Genomic DNA, 17808 nt, shown 5'->3' on the forward strand with positions numbered 1-17808 from the left:
CCATTGCTGCTGATATGTACCAATACACCGAATTCGACAAAGCCTTTGTGCGCGCCCGCGCCGCAGAGTTCCGCGACCAGCTGGGCCGTTGGCAGACGGGTCAACTGACCGAAGACCAATTTCGCCCCCTGCGCCTGCAAAACGGCTGGTATGTGCAGCGCTACGCGCCCATGCTGCGCGTGGCCGTGCCCTATGGCGAGATCAACGCGGCTCAGATAAAGGTGCTGGCCCAAATCGCCCGCGAATACGACACGCCCGACGCCGCCTTGCTGGCCGAAGCCCAAGCCACCCAAGACAAAATCGCCGGCCTGGCCCCCAAACTGACCACCAACTACGGCCACTTCACCACCCGCCAGAACGTGCAGTTCAACTGGATTCCGCTCGACCAATCGGCCGACGTGATGGAACTGCTGGCCACCGTGAACATGCACGGCATCCAGACCAGCGGCAACTGCATCCGCAACACCACCACCGACGAACTGGCCGGTGTGGCCGTTGACGAAGTGGTGGACCCCCGGCCGTATGCCGAGCTGATTCGCCAGTGGAGCACGCTGCACCCCGAGTTTGCCCACCTGCCGCGCAAGTTCAAGATCGCCATCACCGGCGCCACTGAAGACCGCGCCGCCATTGGCTGGCACGACGTGGGCCTGCAAGTGATCCATAACGCCGCAGGCGAAGTCGGCTTCAAGGTGCTGGTCGGTGGCGGTATGGGCCGCACCCCGGTCAACGGTGTGGTGATCCGCGAGTTCCTGCCTTGGCAAGACATCATGAACTACCTCGAAGCCGTGGTGCGCGTCTACAACCGCTGGGGCCGCCGCGACAACAAGTACAAAGCCCGCATCAAAATTTTGGTCAAGGCCGAAGGCCAGCGCTACTTTGACGAAGTCGAGACCGAGTTCCGCGAAATTTTGGAGCGCGACGGCGCGCCGCACACCCTGCCGCAAGCCGAGCTTGACCGCGTGAAAGCCGGTTTTGTGGACCCAGCCCTGAACCTGCCCGAAAACACCGATGCGTGGTTGGCCGAGGCCGAAGCGGCGGTGAGTATCGAAGCGGCCAAAACCCCCGCCTTTGCCCGCTGGCTGGCGCGCAACGTGCGAGCGCACCGCAACCCGCAGCTGCGCGCCGTGTCGCTGTCCTTCAAGCGCCCGGGCTACGCCCCGGGTGACGCCACCGCCGAGCAGCTCGATGCCGCCGCTGCCTTGGTCGAAAAATATTCCGCAGGTGAGGCCCGCGTCTCGCACACGCAAAATCTGTTGCTGCCTTGGGTGCGCCTGGACCAGCTGCATGCCCTGTGGCGCGAAGCCCAGGCTCTGGGTGTAGCCCAGCCCAACATTGGCCTCTTGACCGACATGATCGCCTGCCCCGGCGGCGACTACTGCGCTCTGGCCAATGCCCGCTCCATCCCCACGGCCAGCGCCATCACCGAGCGGTACCAAGACCTGGACGAGCTGGAAGATCTGGGCCACATCGACTTCCACATCAGCGGCTGCATCAACTCTTGCGGTCACCACCACTCGGGCCACATCGGCATCTTGGGTGTCGACAAAGACGGCAAGGAGTGGTACCAGGTCACGCTGGGCGGCTCGGACGGCAAAGACCTGTCCGGCGCGGCCACACCCGGCAAGGTGGTCGGTCCTTCCTTCTCTTCGTTTGAAGTGCCGGATGTGATCGAAGCGATTTTGGACACCTACAAGCAGCTGCGCTTGAACGCGGGTAACGGCAAACAAGAAGCCTTCATCGAGACCCTGCGCCGCGTGGGCCAAGACCCGTTCAAGGCCGCCGCCAATGCCGCGCGCCATCCAGCCGCTGACGCTGAAACCGTCTGAACGCAGGGAGAAACACACATGAAAATCATCACCGAACAAGAACACCAAGCTGTTGAATCGCCTGCCGTCCTCACGCTGGCCAACGACGTGGACCCGCGCACGCTCGACCTGAACGGCGTCACCCGCATCGATCTGCAGTTCCCGGCCTTCACCGATGGCCGCGCTTACAGCCAAGCCTTTTTGCTGCGCCGCCGCTTGCGCTTTGCGGGTGAGTTGCGCGCCACGGGCGATGTGCTGATTGACCAGCTGGTGCAAATGCAGCGCACGGGCTTTGACGTGGCCGTGCTCAAAGACGGCGTGGACGCCAGCGCCGCCCAGCGCCAGCTGGACCGCTATGCCGGGTTCTACCAGGGCTCGGCCGTGGAGACGCAACCTCATTTTGCAAAGGCCGACTGAACAGCGCCCAAGGAGAGCCTTCCCTCGAACAGTCATCCCAGACTTGATCCTCCTGAATGTCATCCCGGACTTGATCCTCCTGAATGTCATCCCGGACTTGATCCTCCTGAATGTCATCCCGGACTTGATCCGGGATCCATGGTTCCTCGGGTCAAGCCCAAGGATGACAAATTGAATTAGCGCAGACAGACATCACCATGACCTCGAGCTTTATTTCCTCCCGCAGCGCCCCGCTTAAAGCCACTGAGCAAAACGCCAAGGCCAGTCCCGACTTTGCCGCCAAGCTGACCGAAACCCAAGCACTGCTGCGCCGCGCTGCGGCCGAATTTTCCCCCGTGACGCAGGCCTCCAGCCTGGGCGCCGAAGACGTGGTGATCACGCACCTCATCAACCGCCTGCAGCTCGATATCCCGGTGTTTGTGCTGGAGACCGGTGCGCTGCACACCGAGACCCTGGCCTTGCTGGAGCGGACCCAGGCCCATTCGCGTGCGCCGATCAACGTGTTCCGCCCGGTGCAGGAATCGGTGATCCAGTTCGTGCGCGACCAAGGTCAGGATGCGATTTACAAGTCGATGGAACTGCGCAAAGCCTGCTGCGGTGTGCGCAAGATGGCGCCACTGGCCCGCGCCTTGAAAGGCCAAAAAGCCTGGATCACCGGTCTGCGCCAAGAGCAATCTGCGGCACGCGCCGAGGTGCCTTTGCTGGACGAGAGCGAAGTGGCCACCAAAGGTCTGTACAAGTTCAACCCTCTGGCCCGCTGGACCTGGGGCGACGTGTGGCACTACATCGCCACAAACCAGGTGGACTACAACCCTCTGCACGACCAGTTCTTCCCGAGCATCGGGTGCGCGCCTTGCACACGCGCCATCAGCCTGGGCGAAGAGTTCCGCGCAGGTCGCTGGTGGTGGGAGGACGAGGCGGCCAAGGAGTGCGGGTTGCACGTCAAGAAGTGACGCCCCAGTTAAATGTCCCCGTTGAATGCCACGCCTCTTAAATGTCATCCCCGCGAAGGCGGGGATCCATGCCTCCGATTTCTGGATCCCCGCCTTCGCGGGGATGACTAATGAAAAGTGCGGGGATGACTAATGAAAAGTGCGGGGATGACTAATGAAAAGTGCGCGGATGAAAAATGAAAAGCGCGCGGATGACAAATTTAAAACGAACAAACCACAAACGACCATGAACGCCATGACACAAACCGAGTTGCACACCCTGAGCAACAGCCACCTGGACGCGCTGGAAGAAGAAACCATCTTCATCCTGCGCGAAGTCGCCGCCGCCTTTGAGCGCCCCACCCTGCTGTTTTCGGGCGGCAAAGACTCGCTGGTCATGCTCAAGTGCGCCGAAAAAGCATTTGGCGCGGGGCGCATCCCTTACCCGCTGCTGATGATCGACACCGGCCACAACTTCACCGAAGTGACCGACTTCCGCGATTCGCGTGCCAAGGAGCTGGGTGCCGAGCTGATCGTGCGCAGCGTTGAAGACTCCATGAAAAAAGGCACCGTGCGCCTGGCCCACCCGGGTGAGAGCCGCAACGTGCACCAGTCGGTCACGCTGCTCGAAGCCATCGAAGAGTTCCGCTTTGATGCCCTGATCGGCGGTGCGCGGCGTGACGAAGAAAAAGCCCGTGCCAAGGAGCGCATCTTTTCGCACCGCGACAGCTTTGGCCAATGGCAACCCAAGGCCCAGCGCCCTGAGCTGTGGACGCTGTTCAACCACAAGCTGCAGCCGGGCGAACACTTCCGCGTGTTCCCGATCAGCAACTGGACCGAGCTGGACGTGTGGCAGTACATCGCCCGCGAAAAGATCGCGCTGCCCTCGATCTACTACACCCACAAGCGCGAGGTGGTGGACCGCCGGGGCCTGTTGGTGCCAGTGACCGAGCTGACGCCCCCCAAAGACGGCGAAGAAGTGGTGGTGCGCGACGTGCGTTTCCGTACCGTGGGCGACATCACCTGCACCTGCCCGGTGGAAAGCACTGCGGCCACGCCCGAGCAGATCGTGATCGAGACGCTGGCCGCCGATGTGAGCGAGCGCGGCGCGACCCGCATGGACGACAAGACGTCCGAGGCTTCGATGGAGAAGCGCAAAAAAGACGGCTATTTCTGATCAAGCGGGAGCACACATTCATGAGCAACGACAAACATTTCTCCGCCCTCAAATTCATCACCTGCGGCTCGGTCGATGACGGCAAAAGCACACTGATTGGCCGCCTGCTGGTGGACACCAAGGCCGTGCTGCAAGACCACTTGGCGGGCGTGCAGCGCTCGGGTGAGACCGATCTGGCCCTGCTGACCGATGGCCTGTCTGCCGAGCGCGAGCAAGGCATCACCATCGATGTGGCCTACCGCTACTTCAACACCGAAGCGCGCAAGTTCATCATCGGCGACGCGCCCGGCCACGAGCAGTACACCCGCAACATGGTGACGGCCGCATCGAGCGCCGACGCGGCTGTGGTGCTGGTCGATGCCATCAAACTCGACTGGGCCAACCCCGATCTGCAACTGCTGCCACAAACCCGCCGCCATTCGTTGCTGGTCAACCTGCTGCGTGTGCCGTCTGTGGTGTTCGCCATCAACAAGCTCGATGCCGTGGCCAATGCCGCCGTGGCCTACAAGAACATCGCTGGTGCCCTGGAAAAATTCGCCAAAGAAGCCGGGATCACCGTCACCGCCATGGTGCCCGTGTCGGCGCTCAAGGGCTGGAACGTGGTCACCACCGAGAACAACGACCAAGCCGACTGGTGCGGCTACAACGGCCCCAGCCTGCTCAGCATCCTCGAAGACCTGCCCGTCACGCCCGCCGAAACGGATGTGGCTTTCAGCTTCCCGGTGCAGTGGGTTGAAAAATTCCACGACTCCGGCGTCACCACCCAAGGCCGCCGCGTGTTCTGGGGCCGCGTGGCCACGGGCAGCATCGAGCCGGGCCAGACCGTCAAAGTATTCCCCAGCGGCCAGACCGCTGTGGTGTCCCAAGTGCTGTCGGCCACCCGCCAGCCGCAAAACAAGGCCGCAGGCCACAGCGCAGGCATCGTGCTGGACCGCGAGGTGGACGTGTCGCGTGGCGACTGGCTGTTGGCCGCCGAGGGTGCGCCCGAAGGCCAGCGCCAGCTGAGCACCACCATCGCCTGGATGGACGACGAACCGCTGGTGGCTGGCCGTCTCTATTGGGCGCTGCACGGCCACCGTTGGGTCAAAGTCAAGGTGCAGCGCGTGGTGCACCGCTTGGACGTGAACACCCTGGCAGAAGAAGAAGCCACCGAACTGGCCCCCAACGCCATCGGGCACGTCACCCTGGCCCTGCAAGAGCCTTTGGTCACCCTGCCCTTTGCCCAATCGCGCATCTTGGGCGCGCTGGTGCTGGTGGACACGGCCAGCCACAAGACCTCAGGCGCCGTGCTGGTGAACTGATCTCCTTTAAAATCACGGGTTTGGCGCTGCACGTGCAGCGCCCAGCCTATTTTCCGAGTCCATCATGACCCACGTTGTTTCCGAATCCTGTATCCAGTGCAAATACACCGACTGTGTGGACGTTTGCCCAGTGGACTGCTTCCGCGAAGGCCCCAACTTCCTGACCATCGACCCCGATGAGTGCATCGACTGCGCCGTGTGCATCCCCGAGTGCCCGGTCAACGCCATCTACGCCGAAGAAGACCTGCCCGCCGACCAGCAGCACATGACTAAGCTCAACGCCGAGCTGGCCTTGCTGCCCACCTGGAAGAGCATCACCAAGCGCAAAGCGCCCATGGCCGACGCCGATCAGTGGAAAGACAAAACCGGCAAACTGGCCGAACTGATCCGCTGAACCCAGCGTCCATGCCTGCTTGCAAGCACCCACGGGCCGGAATTTCCGGCCTTTTTTCTGGACACCCTGCATGAACCACCCCATTGAAACCGAGGCACTGGTCATTGGCGCAGGCCCCGTGGGCCTGTTCCAAGTGTTCCAACTGGGGCTTCAAGGCATTCACTGCCACGTTGTCGATGCCCTGCCTCATGTGGGTGGCCAGTGCGCCGAGCTGTACCCGGCCAAACCGATTTACGACATCCCCGGCATCCCCTTTTGCACCGGCAGCGAATTGGTCGAGCGCTTGCAACAACAAGTCGCGCCCTTCAAGCCCACCCTGCACTTGGGTCAGCAAGTCAGCACCATCGAACGCCAAGCCGACCAGCGTTTGGCCGTGTGCACCGACAAGGGCCAGACCTTTTTAGTCCGCACCCTGTTCATCGCCGCTGGCGTAGGTGCTTTTGTGCCGCGCCGCATGGCGCTGGACGGTCTGAACGCCTTTGAAGGCAGCCAAGTCTTTGCCGAACACGCCAGCCCCGAGCGCTGGGCGGGCCAACATTTGGTGGTGGCAGGTGATGCCGACACCGCCTTGCAAACCTGCCTGGATGCCAGCCAAGGCCCTCAGGCTGCCGCCAGCGTGACCCTGCTGCACAGGCGTGACCAATTCGCGGCAACGCCTGAGTTGATCTCGCAAATGCGTCAAGCCTGCTCGGCTGGCCGCATGCGCTTTGTGGCGGGCCAACCTACCGGCGTTCGCATTGAGCATGGCCGCCTGCAAGCACTGGAGCTGCTGAACCCACAAGGTGAGACCGAGTGGCTGCACCTGGATGTGCTGCAAACTTGCCTGGGTCTGTCGCCCAAGCTCGGGCCGGTTGCCCAATGGGGCCTGGCCATGGACCGCAAGCAGTTGGTGGTCAACACCGAGAACTTCGCCACCGCCGAGCCCGGCATCTTTGCTGTGGGCGACATCAACACCTACCCGGGCAAGAAAAAGCTGATTCTGTGCGGTTTTCACGAGGCTACGCTGGCTGCCTTCGGTGCCGTCGCTTTGCTTCGCCCCGAACAAAAGACCCTGCTGCAATACACGACAACGTCCACCTTGCTGCACCAGCGTCTGGGTATCGCCTAAAATCCACCTCGCGCCGCATGTTTGCGGCGCATTCGCTAGGGGTGTTGATGACCGTGAGGTCTTCGACTGAGAAAGTCCCTTTGAACCTGATTGAGGTAATCCTCGCGCAGGGAAGCTCGTTCCAAGAACGGTGTCCAAAAGCCCATGGTTTTTGGCACAGCACGTTCCCAGCCAGCCGACCTGCCATTACGTTAAAGGAAAACGTCATGGCATTTTTTTCGCCATTTCCACGCCGGTCCACTGACCGCTTCGCATTTCGCGTCCACCATATCGCCAGCGCAGTGGCCTTGTTGGCCGTGGGCAGTGCCCATGCGCAAAACTTGGCCGAAATCACCATCACCGACATGGCCCCCTCTCAGGTCAGCGGTTTTGGCGATGTGCCCTTGAGCAAAGCGCCATTCAGCGCAGTCAGTATCGATCAAAAAACCTTGCAAGACATTGGCGCACAACGGGTCTCAGATGCACTGCGTCTGGACGCCAGCGTGGCCGACAGTTACAACTCACCCGCCTACTGGGACATGCTCAGCGTGCGTGGCTACACCTTGGACAACCGCTACAACTACCGCCGCGAAGGTTTGCCGATTTCAGCCGAGACCATGATCTCGATGGACAACAAGGAACGCATTGAACTGTTCAAGGGCACCAGCGGGATTCAGGCGGGCACGAGCGCACCAGGTGGCTTGGTCAACTATGTGGTCAAGCGCCCCCCATCGGCCAAGGACGAAACGATTCGCTCGGTCAGCGCAAGCTACGGCCCGGGCCAAAGCAGCAGCACCGGCCTGGACTTGGGGGGCCGCTTTGGCCAGGACCAAACCTTGGGCTATCGCCTCAATGTGGCCTACGAAGACTTGGACCCTTACATCAAGAACACCGAAGGCCACCGCAAACTCTTGGCCTTGGCCATGGACTGGCGCATCACGCCCGACAGCCGGCTCGAATGGGAAATCGAACGCAGTGAACGCCAGCAGTTTGGCGTGAACGGTTACAGCTTGTGGGACGGTGCCACAGGGCTTCCGCCTGTTGTTGACTCAAAAACCAACTTGACTCGGCAGTCGTGGTCAGTGCCTGGCATTTTTGCAGCAACAACAGGCTCGATTCGCTTCAAACAAAACCTCGACGGCGGGTGGCTCTGGAGCACTCAATACGGTGCACAACAACTGCGAACCGACGACCGCCTTACCTTTGCTTTCGGTTGCGGGGGCAGCTGTAACCGTTTTTATGCCGACGGCAGCTTCGACGTCTACGACTATCGCAGCGACAACGAACGACGCCTGACAGAGGCCCTGCAAACCAGCTTGGCTGGACAGTTGCAACTTGCAGGTCTCACGCACAACCTGACTTTCAGCGCCATGCGAAGCCGCCAACTCGACCGACTTCAAGCAACACAGCTCTACAGCTACGCGGGCACCAGCACAGCCTACGGCAGTGCTGTACCGGTTCAAGTGCTTGATCAAACCTACGCAAATACCAATCGCAGCGAGTACAGCACCGAACTTTCCGTGACGGATCGAATCAAACTTTCGACTCAAACATCGGTATGGCTCGGCCTGCGTCATACCCAAAGCGATCGCAGCACCGTTTCCCTGGATCCCCTCAACCCGAACCCCAAAAGCCAAAACACCGGATTCACTACACCCTGGCTTGCGCTTTCACATGAGTACATCAACGGGCCAACCGTTTATGCCTCATACGGCGAGGGCGTTGAACTGTTCGCGGCACCAAATAACGCCAGCTATGTCAACGCGGGTCAATTTTTGGGCGTGCAGAGGAGCAAACAGATCGAACTGGGGGCAAAAGGCAAAGTCGGCAACACCTTCAGCTGGAATGCAGCGCTGTTCCACATCGAGCGCCCTGCTGCATATGACTACGCTGGTGAACGCGTCGTCGATGGAACTCAAACGCACAAGGGCCTGGACGCAGGTCTTCAATGGAGCCATCAGCAGTGGATGCTTGCAGGTCAGGCGCAATGGATTGACGCACGCATCTCGGGTGCATTGCTCAACACGGACTTGAATGGGTCAAAACCACTGAACGTCCCTTCGCTAACCCTGCGAGCCCTGGTCCAATACCGATTCACCGACATCCCCGGCCTGCGCACGAGCCTGCGTCTGAGCCACGAAGGATCGCGGCGCGTGACCGAAGACGGCAGCATCAACCTGCCCAGCTGGACCACGCTGGACTTTGCGGCGCATTACGACACCCGCATCGACGGCACCCGCACGCAATGGACTTTGGCCGTTGACAACCTGGCCAACCACCACTACTGGCGCGAATCGCCCAAGCAGTTTGGGCACTACTATCTGTACCCGGGCGCACCCAGGACCTTTCGCGTTGGCGTGAAAGCCAGCTTTTGAACGAAGCCTGCAAGATTTTTAAAAAATCTTGCGCCCCCTCTCAAAACAGCCCAAAAATCACTCTATAATTCAAAGCTATTCCTCGATAGCTCAGTCGGTAGAGCGCCGGACTGTTAATCCGTAGGTCCCTGGTTCGAGCCCAGGTCGAGGAGCCAAAAAGTAAAGCCCCTGCAAGCGATTGCAGGGGCTTTTTCTTTGGTGTTTTCTCTTCGCACTCAAACAACGAATGCAGGCAAGCTGTTCATGTGCCCTTCACATTGAGCAAACTCAAATCGCAGAATCAAGTCTTTTTTGCAATTTGGCGATCAGCTGTCGACCTAAATGGGCCTTGATGGCCGCCGAATAAAACAAGCTGTCTCCGCCGTTTTCAAGCTGCAGCAACTGCGCGTGAGAGATCGCGTTTTCTATGGCAAACCGGGAGGTGTCCAGTCCTGCGCCTTGCCTCAGTTGCTGAAGCAACAACGCCTCATCCTGAGTCCAGGGTTCGGTCATGGCTCGAGCGCCTCCATGTCAAGGCCTTTGCAAAGGGCCATCAAATCGGCCAAGTGATGGACCTGCATTTTCTGCAAGATATTGGCTCGGTGTTTTTTGGCCGTATCGGGCAAGATGTCCAATTTCTCTGAGATGCCCTTGTTGGTATGTCCTTCCAGCATCAAGACAAAGACCTCGCGTTCGCGGGCACTCAAAGCCTGCCATTTGCGACGGATCTCATTTTTTTGAATGAAGTCCTGTCGATTCACACTGTCTACGGCCAAACCTCTGTCGATGGCGTCAATCAGGGTCTGGATTTGAAATGGTTTCCAGAGAAACTCGATGGGCCGCCCTTTCATGGCGCGGATGATTTCTTCTGATTCACTCTCGCCACTGATGAAGATGATGGGTGTGTTGCGGCCCAGTGCTTTCATTTTTTCCTGAAGATCCACTCCCGACATGCCGGGCATGCGAACGTCCAGCACCAAAACGGCAGGAAAAATTTCGATGGACTGCTGCAAGAAAGCTTGCGCGCTGTCATAACCCTCAATGCTGTAACCCATCTGCCGCAGCAAATCGGTCAAATAAAAGCGGATATCGGGGTTGTCGTCGACAACGTAGACATGGCCGCAAGTGTAGGGGTTCATTTGAAATTACAGAATTATCAATATTGTGAATATTAGTTTTTCAGATTTGCGATGCATATCCCTTTTTGGGGATATTCAAACTCACATTTTCATCGAAATGGGTAACAACCCCGTGACATCAGAACACAAGAGGCCTGTCCAACAACATCCCTCATCGCTCCCTGAGCGCCTGTGTCACATTCTGCAAAGGCCGGAACAGGTACTCCAGCACCGACTTCTGGCCCGTCTTGATCTCCACCGTCGCCGTCATGCCCGGCAGCGGCTGCATGCGCAGCCCGTTGCGCTGCCAGTTGGTTTCGGTGATGCGCACCAGCAAGCGGTAGTAGCCCTCTTCCAGCTCCATCGCCACACCCGGGCGGCGCTGCTTTTCATCGCGCATCGTGTCGGGGCTGATGTGCTCCAGCACGCCTTCAAGCCCACCAAAGCGGTTGTAGTCGTAGGCCGTGAGCTTGACGGTGACCTTCTGATTGTTTTTGAGGAACGCCACCTCTGCAGGCTTCACATAAGCCTCCACCAGCATCTGGTCCTGCGTGGGCACGATCTCCAAAATCGGCATGCCCGCCTGCACCACACCGCCGATGGTGGTCACCTGTACATTCTTCACAATGCCATCCATCGGGGCCTTGATCACGGTCCGGATGAACGCATCTTCTCGGGCCGAAGCGTTCTCGCGAGTTTGCGACAACTCCGAGTCCACACGCACCAACTCGTTGGCCGCATCGGTGGCGTAGCGATTCTTGCGCTCACTCATTTGCCCCATCAAATCAGCTTGCTGACGCTTCAGGCGCAACAACTCCACCTCCGAAACCACCCCCTGTTTGGTGAGCGGCTCGGTCATGGCGATTTCTCGATTAAGCGCCTCCAGTGAACGCTTCAAACTTGACTGCGCTTCGTCCAGCGACTGCTTGCGGGCAGCAAATGCCTGACGCTCACGCGAAGCCAACGCAGATGGAATGTGCTTGCCAAAATCCAGCCCCCGGCCATACGCCTCGGCACGCAAACGCACCGCCAGTGCTTCAAGTGCCAGCTTTTTTTCTTTGGCCTCGCGAAACACTGGGCCCGATCGGCCATCGTCCAAGCGAATCAACACATCGTCCTTTTTGACCACCGCCCCCTCGCGCACCAAAATCTGGCTTACCACGCCAGAGTCCAGGCTCTGCACCACCTGCTCACGGCTGGCCGGAATCACCTTGCCCTGCCCTTTGGTCACCTCGTCCAACTCAAACCAAGAGGCCCAGGACAAACCCACCACCAAAGTCACCACGGTGGACCACAACAGCCACTGGCTGGCGCGGCGTTCCTCTTCATCGACCGTCAGGATGCCAAATTCTTTGCGGCTCATGCTGCACCTCCTTGTGTCGCGGTGTCTTTGGGTGGCACTGTGATGCCCTTGCTCAATTTTTCAATCATCTCGGCCTTCGGCCCATCCAACAGGCATTGGCCAGCATCGATCACAGCAATGCGGTCCACCCACTCCAGCAACTGCGTGCGGTGGGTCGACAAGACCAGCGTGCGCCCCTGCAACCACTGCCCCAGGGCCGCGATGACGCGGGCCTCTGTGTTCTGGTCCATGTTGGCGGTGGGCTCGTCCATGAACACAATGGCCGGATCGCGCAACATCAAACGGGCCAAAGTCACCAGCTGGCGCTGCCCGCCCGACAAACCACCCCCCGCTTCGGTCAAAGGCATGTCCAGGCCCTTGGGGTGTGCCGCCACCATGTTGTACATGTCCAGCGTCTGCAACACCTGAACGATCTTGGCATCCGAAATCCAGCTGTCCGACAGAATCAAGTTCTCACGCAAAGTACCCATGAACAACTGTGGGTCCTGCGACACATAGCCAATGCGCGCACGCAGCTCGGCCGGGTCCAACTGGCGCATGTCAATGCCGTCCACCCGCACACTGCCGCCCAGCGGGTCGTACAAACCTGCCATCAATCGAATCAAGGTGCTCTTGCCACTGCCTACACGTCCCAGCAAGGCCAAATGCGAGCCAGCTTCAAGCCCCAAATTCAAACGGCGGATCACCGGCATGCGCGACTCACCCGGATAGGCAAACTCCAAGTCCAAAGCCTCGATGCGGCCTTGCACCTGCTCGGGCACCACATAACGTTTGCCCACTTCGCGGTCGCGCGGGCGCTTGATCAAGCCATCCAGTGTTTCCAGCGAAGTACGCGCCTGCTGAAAACGTGCAGCCAAACCCATCACACTGCCCAACGGCGAAATCGCACGGCCCATCAAAATCACGCAGGCAATCAAGCCGCCCAGCGTCAACTGGTTGGCGTGGATCAGGTACACGCCCCACACCACCATGGCCACCGTGGCCACCTGAGACAGCGTGCTGATGAAACCGGTCACCGCATTCGAGAGAGAGCGGATCTTGCGGTACGAATCGGCCCCGGCCAGGTTCGACTGCTCCCAGCGGCGCTGCAAATAGCCTTCAGCGTTGTGCGCCTTGAGCAACTCCAAGTTCAGGACAGCCTCGACCAACACGCTTTGCTTGTCGCCCGACTCCTTCATGTTCTCGCGCATGGCCACCATCAAAGGCTTTTGCACCCACCATGCCAGCAGCAGCACCACAGGCACTGCCAAAGCCGGAATCCAGGCCAGCGGCCCGCCCACGATGGCGATCAACAAAATAAACACCAGAACAAAAGGCAAATCGGCCAGCACCACCAAAGACGCTGACGAGAAGAAATCGCGCAGCGCTTCAAAGTCCTTCATCGAGCTCGAAAAGATGCCAATCGACTGCGGCCTGTGCTCCAAGCGGATCGACATGATCTCGCGCAGCAACGTGGCATTGATCGCCAAGTCTGCCCGCTTGCCGCCCAAATCCACCAAGCGCGCCTTGAGCCAACGCATCACATACTCCAGCACGGCCGCCACCAGCGTGCCAATGGCCAGCGTCCAGAGCGAGGCATACGCCTGCGTGGGCACCACCCGGTCGTACACGTTCATCGTGAAAAACACACTGGCCAGCGCCAATATGTTGGCCACCACCGTGGCCAGCATCGACTCCACATAGAAATGCCGAAAGCGCCACAGCGTGCCCCAAAACCAGTCAAACGCCGCGCCCTGCATGGGTGTCAATGTTTGGTCGGCGCGTTGCGGCGGCAGCTTGACCACCAGCACCTCGCCTGTGGCCAGCGCATCCAACTCGGCCACCGGCATCACCAACTCTTGCTGCCCCGTCTCGGGCGACAAAATTTGGGCTTGGCCTTGCTCGATGGTGCGCAGCACACAAGCCCGTCCGTCTTGCAGCGGCACGATGACCGGCAACACATAACCCGGCACAGCGCTCGGCTTGCTGCGCGACCAAGCCGCCATCAAGCCATGCTGGCGGGCCAAGTCGGGCATCGACGCCGCAGGCACATGGCCGTTGTCGTCTACCGCAAAGCCCACCCGCAAAGCGGACACGTGCACGGGCAATCCCAACAAATGGGATGCCAAAGCCAGGCAATGCAGCAAAGGATCTGCCCCCTGCGGGGCCGACGCTGCCAGCGTTTGTTGAGGTATGGCACTCATTGTCATTTTTTCCCCTTTGAAACCATCCAAACAGGCAAGTCGAGCACGACCTGCGCCCCACCGCCATGCGCACGATTGCGCCACAGCAATGTCCCGCCGTGTTGCACCGCGATGCGGCGAGAAATGGCCAAGCCAATCCCCATGCCGTCTTTTTTCGTGCTCGAAAACGCCACATCGTTGCTGCCGAGCAACTGCGCAGAAAACCCAGGGCCGTCATCCTCCACCACCACCTGCAGTCGCTCATCCACGGCCAGCACATGAATGCGGATATGCACAGACTTGCCCGGCACTTGTGCCTGCACCGCGTTGCGCAAAACATTCAGCAGCACCTGGGACAACTGCACAGAATCCCCCATCACCATGGGCGTCAGCACGTCGGTGCGCACCTGAATGTCGGCCGCATCTTGGCGCTCTTGGGCGGGCAACAGTTGCAGAACATCCTGCACCACGATCAACAAATTCACAGGTTTAAAGTCAGGTTCTGCAGGTCGAATGAAATTGCGAATGCCCTTGAGCACGTTCGAGATACGCTCAATATGCGCCAGGATTTGTTCAACTTGGCTCTGCCTCGAATCATCCACTGCACGCATTTCATGCCGCAACAAACCCAGCTCCACAGTGACCACTGTCAAAGGTTGGGCCATCTCGTGGGCCATCGCCCCCGCCAGCTCACCCATGCTGCGCTGACGGTCCAAGTTGGCAATTTGCTGACCCAGCAACTGACTCGTTTGCTGTGAACGCATCGCCACTTCATTGGCCACAAATCGCCGCGTGGACCGCTCCAGGTACAAACCCAAAATGGCCACACTGCCAAACACCGACATCACAAACAAACTGGAAGTCGTGAGCACACTGTCCCAATTGGGCTCCAAGGGTTCTGTCGAGCTCATCCCCAGCAACACACGGGCTGCGCGGACAAAGGTGGCCACGGCACCAAAAACATAGACCTGCGCCAACCACTTGGCACTGCTGCTGTCTTCCTTCTTGTGTACCTGCCAAGCCAGCCAAGCCGTCCAGGCAAACAATGTGCCCATCGCCAGCAATACCCAGCTCAGGCGCAACACTGGGCTGTCCAAGCCCACACGGAAAAACTCCTGCACGGCCAAGATCATGACGCCTGCCAGCAACGCCGTGCGCCACGCTGAGCGCTGGCCCAGCTCCATGCGCAAACCCACCACATGCATCAAATTGCCACCGTAAAAAAACGCGTTCATCACGCCAAAAGCCATCCATCCGGGCATATCGGGTGTGCGAAACGACAGCAACAAAGACGCCAAGCCCAATCCAAAACTGCCACCACACCAAACGCCCGCCGCCACGGTGCGGCTCTTGCCCATGACCACCCAAGCCGCCATTGGCATGATCACGTACAAAAATCCCGCCGCCAAATAGGCCGTTGCAGGGTCAAAAGAAGGAGCGTTCATGGTTGGCAATGGTCTGTCCACATGGCACGCAAAGCGCTCTCCATGTCGCGGGTATATCGGTCAATGTCCCAAGCCGGTGCCGCCTGCAAACGCGCACGCAACCCAGCCTTGAGCTGCAGCAGCGCTTGACGGTCCGCCGCCATGCGTGCGGCAATGTCCACATAAGCCTCGTCGCTACCCGCCACCCACTCGGGCAGACCTGCGGCACGCATGAAGCTCGCGCCCATGCGCGAGACAAAGTTTTGGCCCTCTTTCACCACCACCGGCACCCCCATCCACAGGGCTTGCAGTGTGGTCGTGCCACCGTTGTAGGGCACCGGGTCCAGCGCGATGTCCACATCGGCGTACTCGGCCATCATGTCGGCCAACCCTACTGGCCCACGAAACTCGATGCGGCTTGCCTCAACCCCCAGCTTCTCAAAGCGCTCTCGGAAAATGCGGATCGCCGACTCGTCGCGAAAGCTCGGCGCCTTAAGCAGCAAGCGCGAGCCCGGCGCCCGCGCCAACACTTTGGCCCACAAAGCGATGGTGTGTGGCGTGAGCTTGGGCACGTTGTTGAACGAACCAAATGTCAGCGGCCGCTGGGACTGCGCTTCGCCATAGACCGGGTACGGGTAATCGGCCTCTGGCGCGTAGCAAAACACCGTGTTCGGCAAGCGGTAAACCCGCTCACTGCACAAGGCATCGTGCGCGGGCGGCACCACCACCGGATCGGCCAGCAGCCAGTCGATGTTGGGGACACCGGTTGAGCCGGGATAACCCAAGAAAGACACCTGCACCGGCGCAACGCGTAGCGACAACATCACCAACCGGTTGTGTGAGGTGTGCCCAGCCAAATCCATCATCACATCGATGCCATCGTCGCGCATGCGCCGCGCCAGCTGCACGGGCGTCCAGGTGGTGGCCTGCACCCAGTGGTCCACGCGCCGTTGTGCTTGCTGCGTCTGGTCGTCGTGGGCCACGCCCACGTTGTAAAGCGTCACCTCAAACTGCGCCTTGTCCAGCCGCGCCAGCACCGGCTGCATGAAAAGGTTCACCGGGTGCTGGTGGTGAAAATCCGCACTCAGCAAACCCAGTTTGATGCGCTTGCCCGGCTCGCGGGCATTGGCAAACTCTGCGGCTGGCCGTGCGCCTTGGCCCCAGCCTGCAAACAAGCTGCGGTGCAAGTCGGCCACCTGCTTGGCATTCAGGCTGTCGCTGTAGAGCGCACTCATGGCGGCGCTGGAGCGCATGGCAGACTCAGGGCCTTCTTCTTCGGCCAACTCGCGGTAAAGCGCAAGCGCCTGGTCAGCATCGCCCAAGCGACCTGCCACCGAAGCGCGCATCGACTTGGCTCCGGGCTGCGGTGCGATGGCTTCAGCCTGCGCCAGCGTTTGCAGCGCCTCGTCCATTTGCCAGCTCTCCACATAAGAGTGGGCCAGATTCCACAGCGCCAAAGCACTACCCGGGTGGAGCGCCACATTGCGTTTGAGCACCGCCTGTGCTTCTCCCCACAGGTTGTGGTGGAACGACTGCATGGCCAAGCGCGTGAGCACCTCTTCGCTGTCGGCGGCCGACGCCCGCTCGAACGCACGGTGTGCGGCTTCGGTCAGTCCCAGACGCATCAACACATCGCCCAGGTCAATCTGCAAAGCCGCCGTCACGTTCACATCGGGCTCGGGTTTTTCCACCCGCATCAGGCCCAGCGCCTGGCGCAGCGACTCGAGTGCACGCGCCGCGTCACCCCGCTCCAAGCGACTCTTGGCCATCAAGGCATGCACTTGGCTAACCGGCACCGCCTCGCCATCGGGGGCCTGCCTGGCCAAAGGCAAGGCGCGGTGGTAGCACCCAGCTGCCTCGTCCCATTGGCCCGCAGCCTCCAGCGCTCCGGCCAAAGTCAACCAGCCCTCCCAGTGCAGCGGAGCCACCTGCGTGGCCATGCGATAAAAATGCATCACCTCGGCCTGGCGGCCCAGCTGGCGCGACATGTGCCCCGCCTCCAGCCAACCCCTGAAATGCGTAGGGTGCTTGCGCAGCAGCGCCGCAAAGCGCTCACGCGCCGTGCGCACTTCGCCCTGCCGCACCGCGCACTGCGCCCACAACAATGCCATCTCAGCCGAATCCGGTGATTGCTGCACAGCCTGCGCCAGTGCAGCTTCGGCGGCTGCAAGGTCACCGCTTTGCAACGCCTTTTTGCCCACCTCGAACGAGCTGATTTTTGAATCTGACATGGTGTTTCATTTTCATAACTTTGGTGCGCATTATGAATAAGTC

The 17808-nt window shown here is 60.1% G+C and carries 14 protein-coding genes, 1 tRNA gene and 1 riboswitch; of the genes, 9 read left to right on the forward strand and 6 right to left on the reverse strand.

Annotated features, from left to right (window positions below):
• Window positions 1-14: 14 nt before the first annotated feature.
• From B9Z37_RS01895 to B9Z37_RS01935, 9 genes are all read left to right on the forward strand, one after another.
• Complete coding sequence (locus tag B9Z37_RS01895; protein WP_108311351.1) at window positions 15-1826, forward strand: nitrite/sulfite reductase; 1812 nt, start codon at window positions 15-17, stop codon at window positions 1824-1826.
• An 18-nt stretch (window positions 1827-1844) separates the two neighbouring features.
• Window positions 1845-2222, forward strand: coding sequence for a DUF934 domain-containing protein (locus B9Z37_RS01900; protein ID WP_108311352.1), 378 nt, complete (start codon window positions 1845-1847; stop codon window positions 2220-2222).
• Between the two features lie 197 nt (window positions 2223-2419).
• Complete coding sequence (locus B9Z37_RS01905) at window positions 2420-3175, forward strand: phosphoadenylyl-sulfate reductase (RefSeq protein ID WP_108311353.1); 756 nt, start codon at window positions 2420-2422, stop codon at window positions 3173-3175.
• Window positions 3176-3401: 226 nt separating this feature from the next.
• Window positions 3402-4331, forward strand: coding sequence for a sulfate adenylyltransferase subunit CysD (cysD, locus tag B9Z37_RS01910; protein WP_108311854.1), 930 nt, complete (start codon window positions 3402-3404; stop codon window positions 4329-4331).
• Between the two features lie 20 nt (window positions 4332-4351).
• The gene (locus B9Z37_RS01915) at window positions 4352-5632 is read left to right on the forward strand and encodes a sulfate adenylyltransferase subunit 1 (protein ID WP_108311354.1); all 1281 of its coding nucleotides are present in this window, start codon (window positions 4352-4354) and stop codon (window positions 5630-5632) included.
• Between the two features lie 64 nt (window positions 5633-5696).
• Complete coding sequence (fdxA, locus tag B9Z37_RS01920) at window positions 5697-6026, forward strand: ferredoxin FdxA (RefSeq protein ID WP_108311355.1); 330 nt, start codon at window positions 5697-5699, stop codon at window positions 6024-6026.
• A 70-nt stretch (window positions 6027-6096) separates the two neighbouring features.
• Window positions 6097-7134, forward strand: coding sequence for an NAD(P)/FAD-dependent oxidoreductase (locus tag B9Z37_RS01925; RefSeq protein ID WP_108311356.1), 1038 nt, complete (start codon window positions 6097-6099; stop codon window positions 7132-7134).
• Window positions 7135-7161: 27 nt separating this feature from the next.
• Window positions 7162-7264, forward strand: a riboswitch (TPP riboswitch).
• Window positions 7265-7340: 76 nt separating this feature from the next.
• On the forward strand, window positions 7341-9488 hold the full coding sequence (locus B9Z37_RS01930; protein ID WP_108311357.1) for a TonB-dependent siderophore receptor: 2148 nt from the start codon (window positions 7341-7343) through the stop codon (window positions 9486-9488).
• A gap of 79 nt (window positions 9489-9567) precedes the next feature.
• Window positions 9568-9643: transfer RNA gene (locus tag B9Z37_RS01935), tRNA-Asn, on the forward strand.
• Window positions 9644-9755: 112 nt separating this feature from the next.
• On the opposite strand, the gene B9Z37_RS01940 is transcribed toward B9Z37_RS01935, so the two are convergent.
• The 6 genes from B9Z37_RS01940 to B9Z37_RS01965 all read right to left on the reverse strand — a co-directional run bounded on the left by B9Z37_RS01940 (window position 9756) and on the right by B9Z37_RS01965 (window position 17765).
• Window positions 9756-9980, reverse strand: coding sequence for a hypothetical protein (locus B9Z37_RS01940; protein WP_108311358.1), 225 nt, complete (start codon window positions 9978-9980; stop codon window positions 9756-9758).
• Window positions 9977-10606 carry a response regulator transcription factor gene (locus tag B9Z37_RS01945; RefSeq protein WP_108311359.1) on the reverse strand — a complete coding sequence of 210 codons (630 nt, stop codon included), beginning with the start codon at window positions 10604-10606 and terminating at the stop codon, window positions 9977-9979. The genes B9Z37_RS01940 and B9Z37_RS01945 overlap by 4 nt, the downstream gene beginning before the upstream one ends.
• Window positions 10607-10757: 151 nt before the next feature.
• The gene (locus B9Z37_RS01950) at window positions 10758-11948 is read right to left on the reverse strand and encodes an HlyD family efflux transporter periplasmic adaptor subunit (RefSeq protein WP_108311360.1); all 1191 of its coding nucleotides are present in this window, start codon (window positions 11946-11948) and stop codon (window positions 10758-10760) included.
• Window positions 11945-14131, reverse strand: a complete 2187-nt coding sequence (locus tag B9Z37_RS01955) for a type I secretion system permease/ATPase (protein WP_167394296.1) — start codon at window positions 14129-14131, stop codon at window positions 11945-11947. The genes B9Z37_RS01950 and B9Z37_RS01955 overlap by 4 nt, the downstream gene beginning before the upstream one ends.
• Window positions 14132-14133: 2 nt before the next feature.
• Window positions 14134-15555, reverse strand: a complete 1422-nt coding sequence (locus B9Z37_RS01960; protein ID WP_108311362.1) for a sensor histidine kinase — start codon at window positions 15553-15555, stop codon at window positions 14134-14136.
• Entirely contained in the window at window positions 15552-17765 is a 2214-nt protein-coding gene (locus tag B9Z37_RS01965) for a tetratricopeptide repeat protein (protein WP_108311363.1), read from the reverse strand. Before B9Z37_RS01965 ends, B9Z37_RS01960 begins: the two co-directional genes overlap by 4 nt.
• Window positions 17766-17808 lie beyond the last annotated feature (43 nt).

Origin of the sequence: Limnohabitans parvus II-B4, assembly GCF_003063455.1 — a bacterium.
Lineage (GTDB): Bacteria > Pseudomonadota > Gammaproteobacteria > Burkholderiales > Burkholderiaceae_C > Limnohabitans_A > Limnohabitans_A parvus.

Coding starts and splice junctions, on each gene's coding strand:
- B9Z37_RS01960 (WP_108311362.1), bottom strand. CDS start 15,555: ATGAACGCTCCTTCTTTTGACCCTGCAACGGCCTATTTGGCGGCGGGA.
- B9Z37_RS01940 (WP_108311358.1), bottom strand. CDS start 9,980: ATGACCGAACCCTGGACTCAGGATGAGGCGTTGTTGCTTCAGCAACTG.
- B9Z37_RS01905 (WP_108311353.1), top strand. CDS start 2,420: ATGACCTCGAGCTTTATTTCCTCCCGCAGCGCCCCGCTTAAAGCCACT.
- B9Z37_RS01915 (WP_108311354.1), top strand. CDS start 4,352: ATGAGCAACGACAAACATTTCTCCGCCCTCAAATTCATCACCTGCGGC.
- B9Z37_RS01925 (WP_108311356.1), top strand. CDS start 6,097: ATGAACCACCCCATTGAAACCGAGGCACTGGTCATTGGCGCAGGCCCC.
- B9Z37_RS01945 (WP_108311359.1), bottom strand. CDS start 10,606: ATGAACCCCTACACTTGCGGCCATGTCTACGTTGTCGACGACAACCCC.
- B9Z37_RS01950 (WP_108311360.1), bottom strand. CDS start 11,948: ATGAGCCGCAAAGAATTTGGCATCCTGACGGTCGATGAAGAGGAACGC.
- fdxA (WP_108311355.1), top strand. CDS start 5,697: ATGACCCACGTTGTTTCCGAATCCTGTATCCAGTGCAAATACACCGAC.
- B9Z37_RS01930 (WP_108311357.1), top strand. CDS start 7,341: ATGGCATTTTTTTCGCCATTTCCACGCCGGTCCACTGACCGCTTCGCA.
- cysD (WP_108311854.1), top strand. CDS start 3,402: ATGAACGCCATGACACAAACCGAGTTGCACACCCTGAGCAACAGCCAC.
- B9Z37_RS01965 (WP_108311363.1), bottom strand. CDS start 17,765: ATGTCAGATTCAAAAATCAGCTCGTTCGAGGTGGGCAAAAAGGCGTTG.
- B9Z37_RS01900 (WP_108311352.1), top strand. CDS start 1,845: ATGAAAATCATCACCGAACAAGAACACCAAGCTGTTGAATCGCCTGCC.
- B9Z37_RS01895 (WP_108311351.1), top strand. CDS start 15: ATGTACCAATACACCGAATTCGACAAAGCCTTTGTGCGCGCCCGCGCC.
- B9Z37_RS01955 (WP_167394296.1), bottom strand. CDS start 14,131: ATGAGTGCCATACCTCAACAAACGCTGGCAGCGTCGGCCCCGCAGGGG.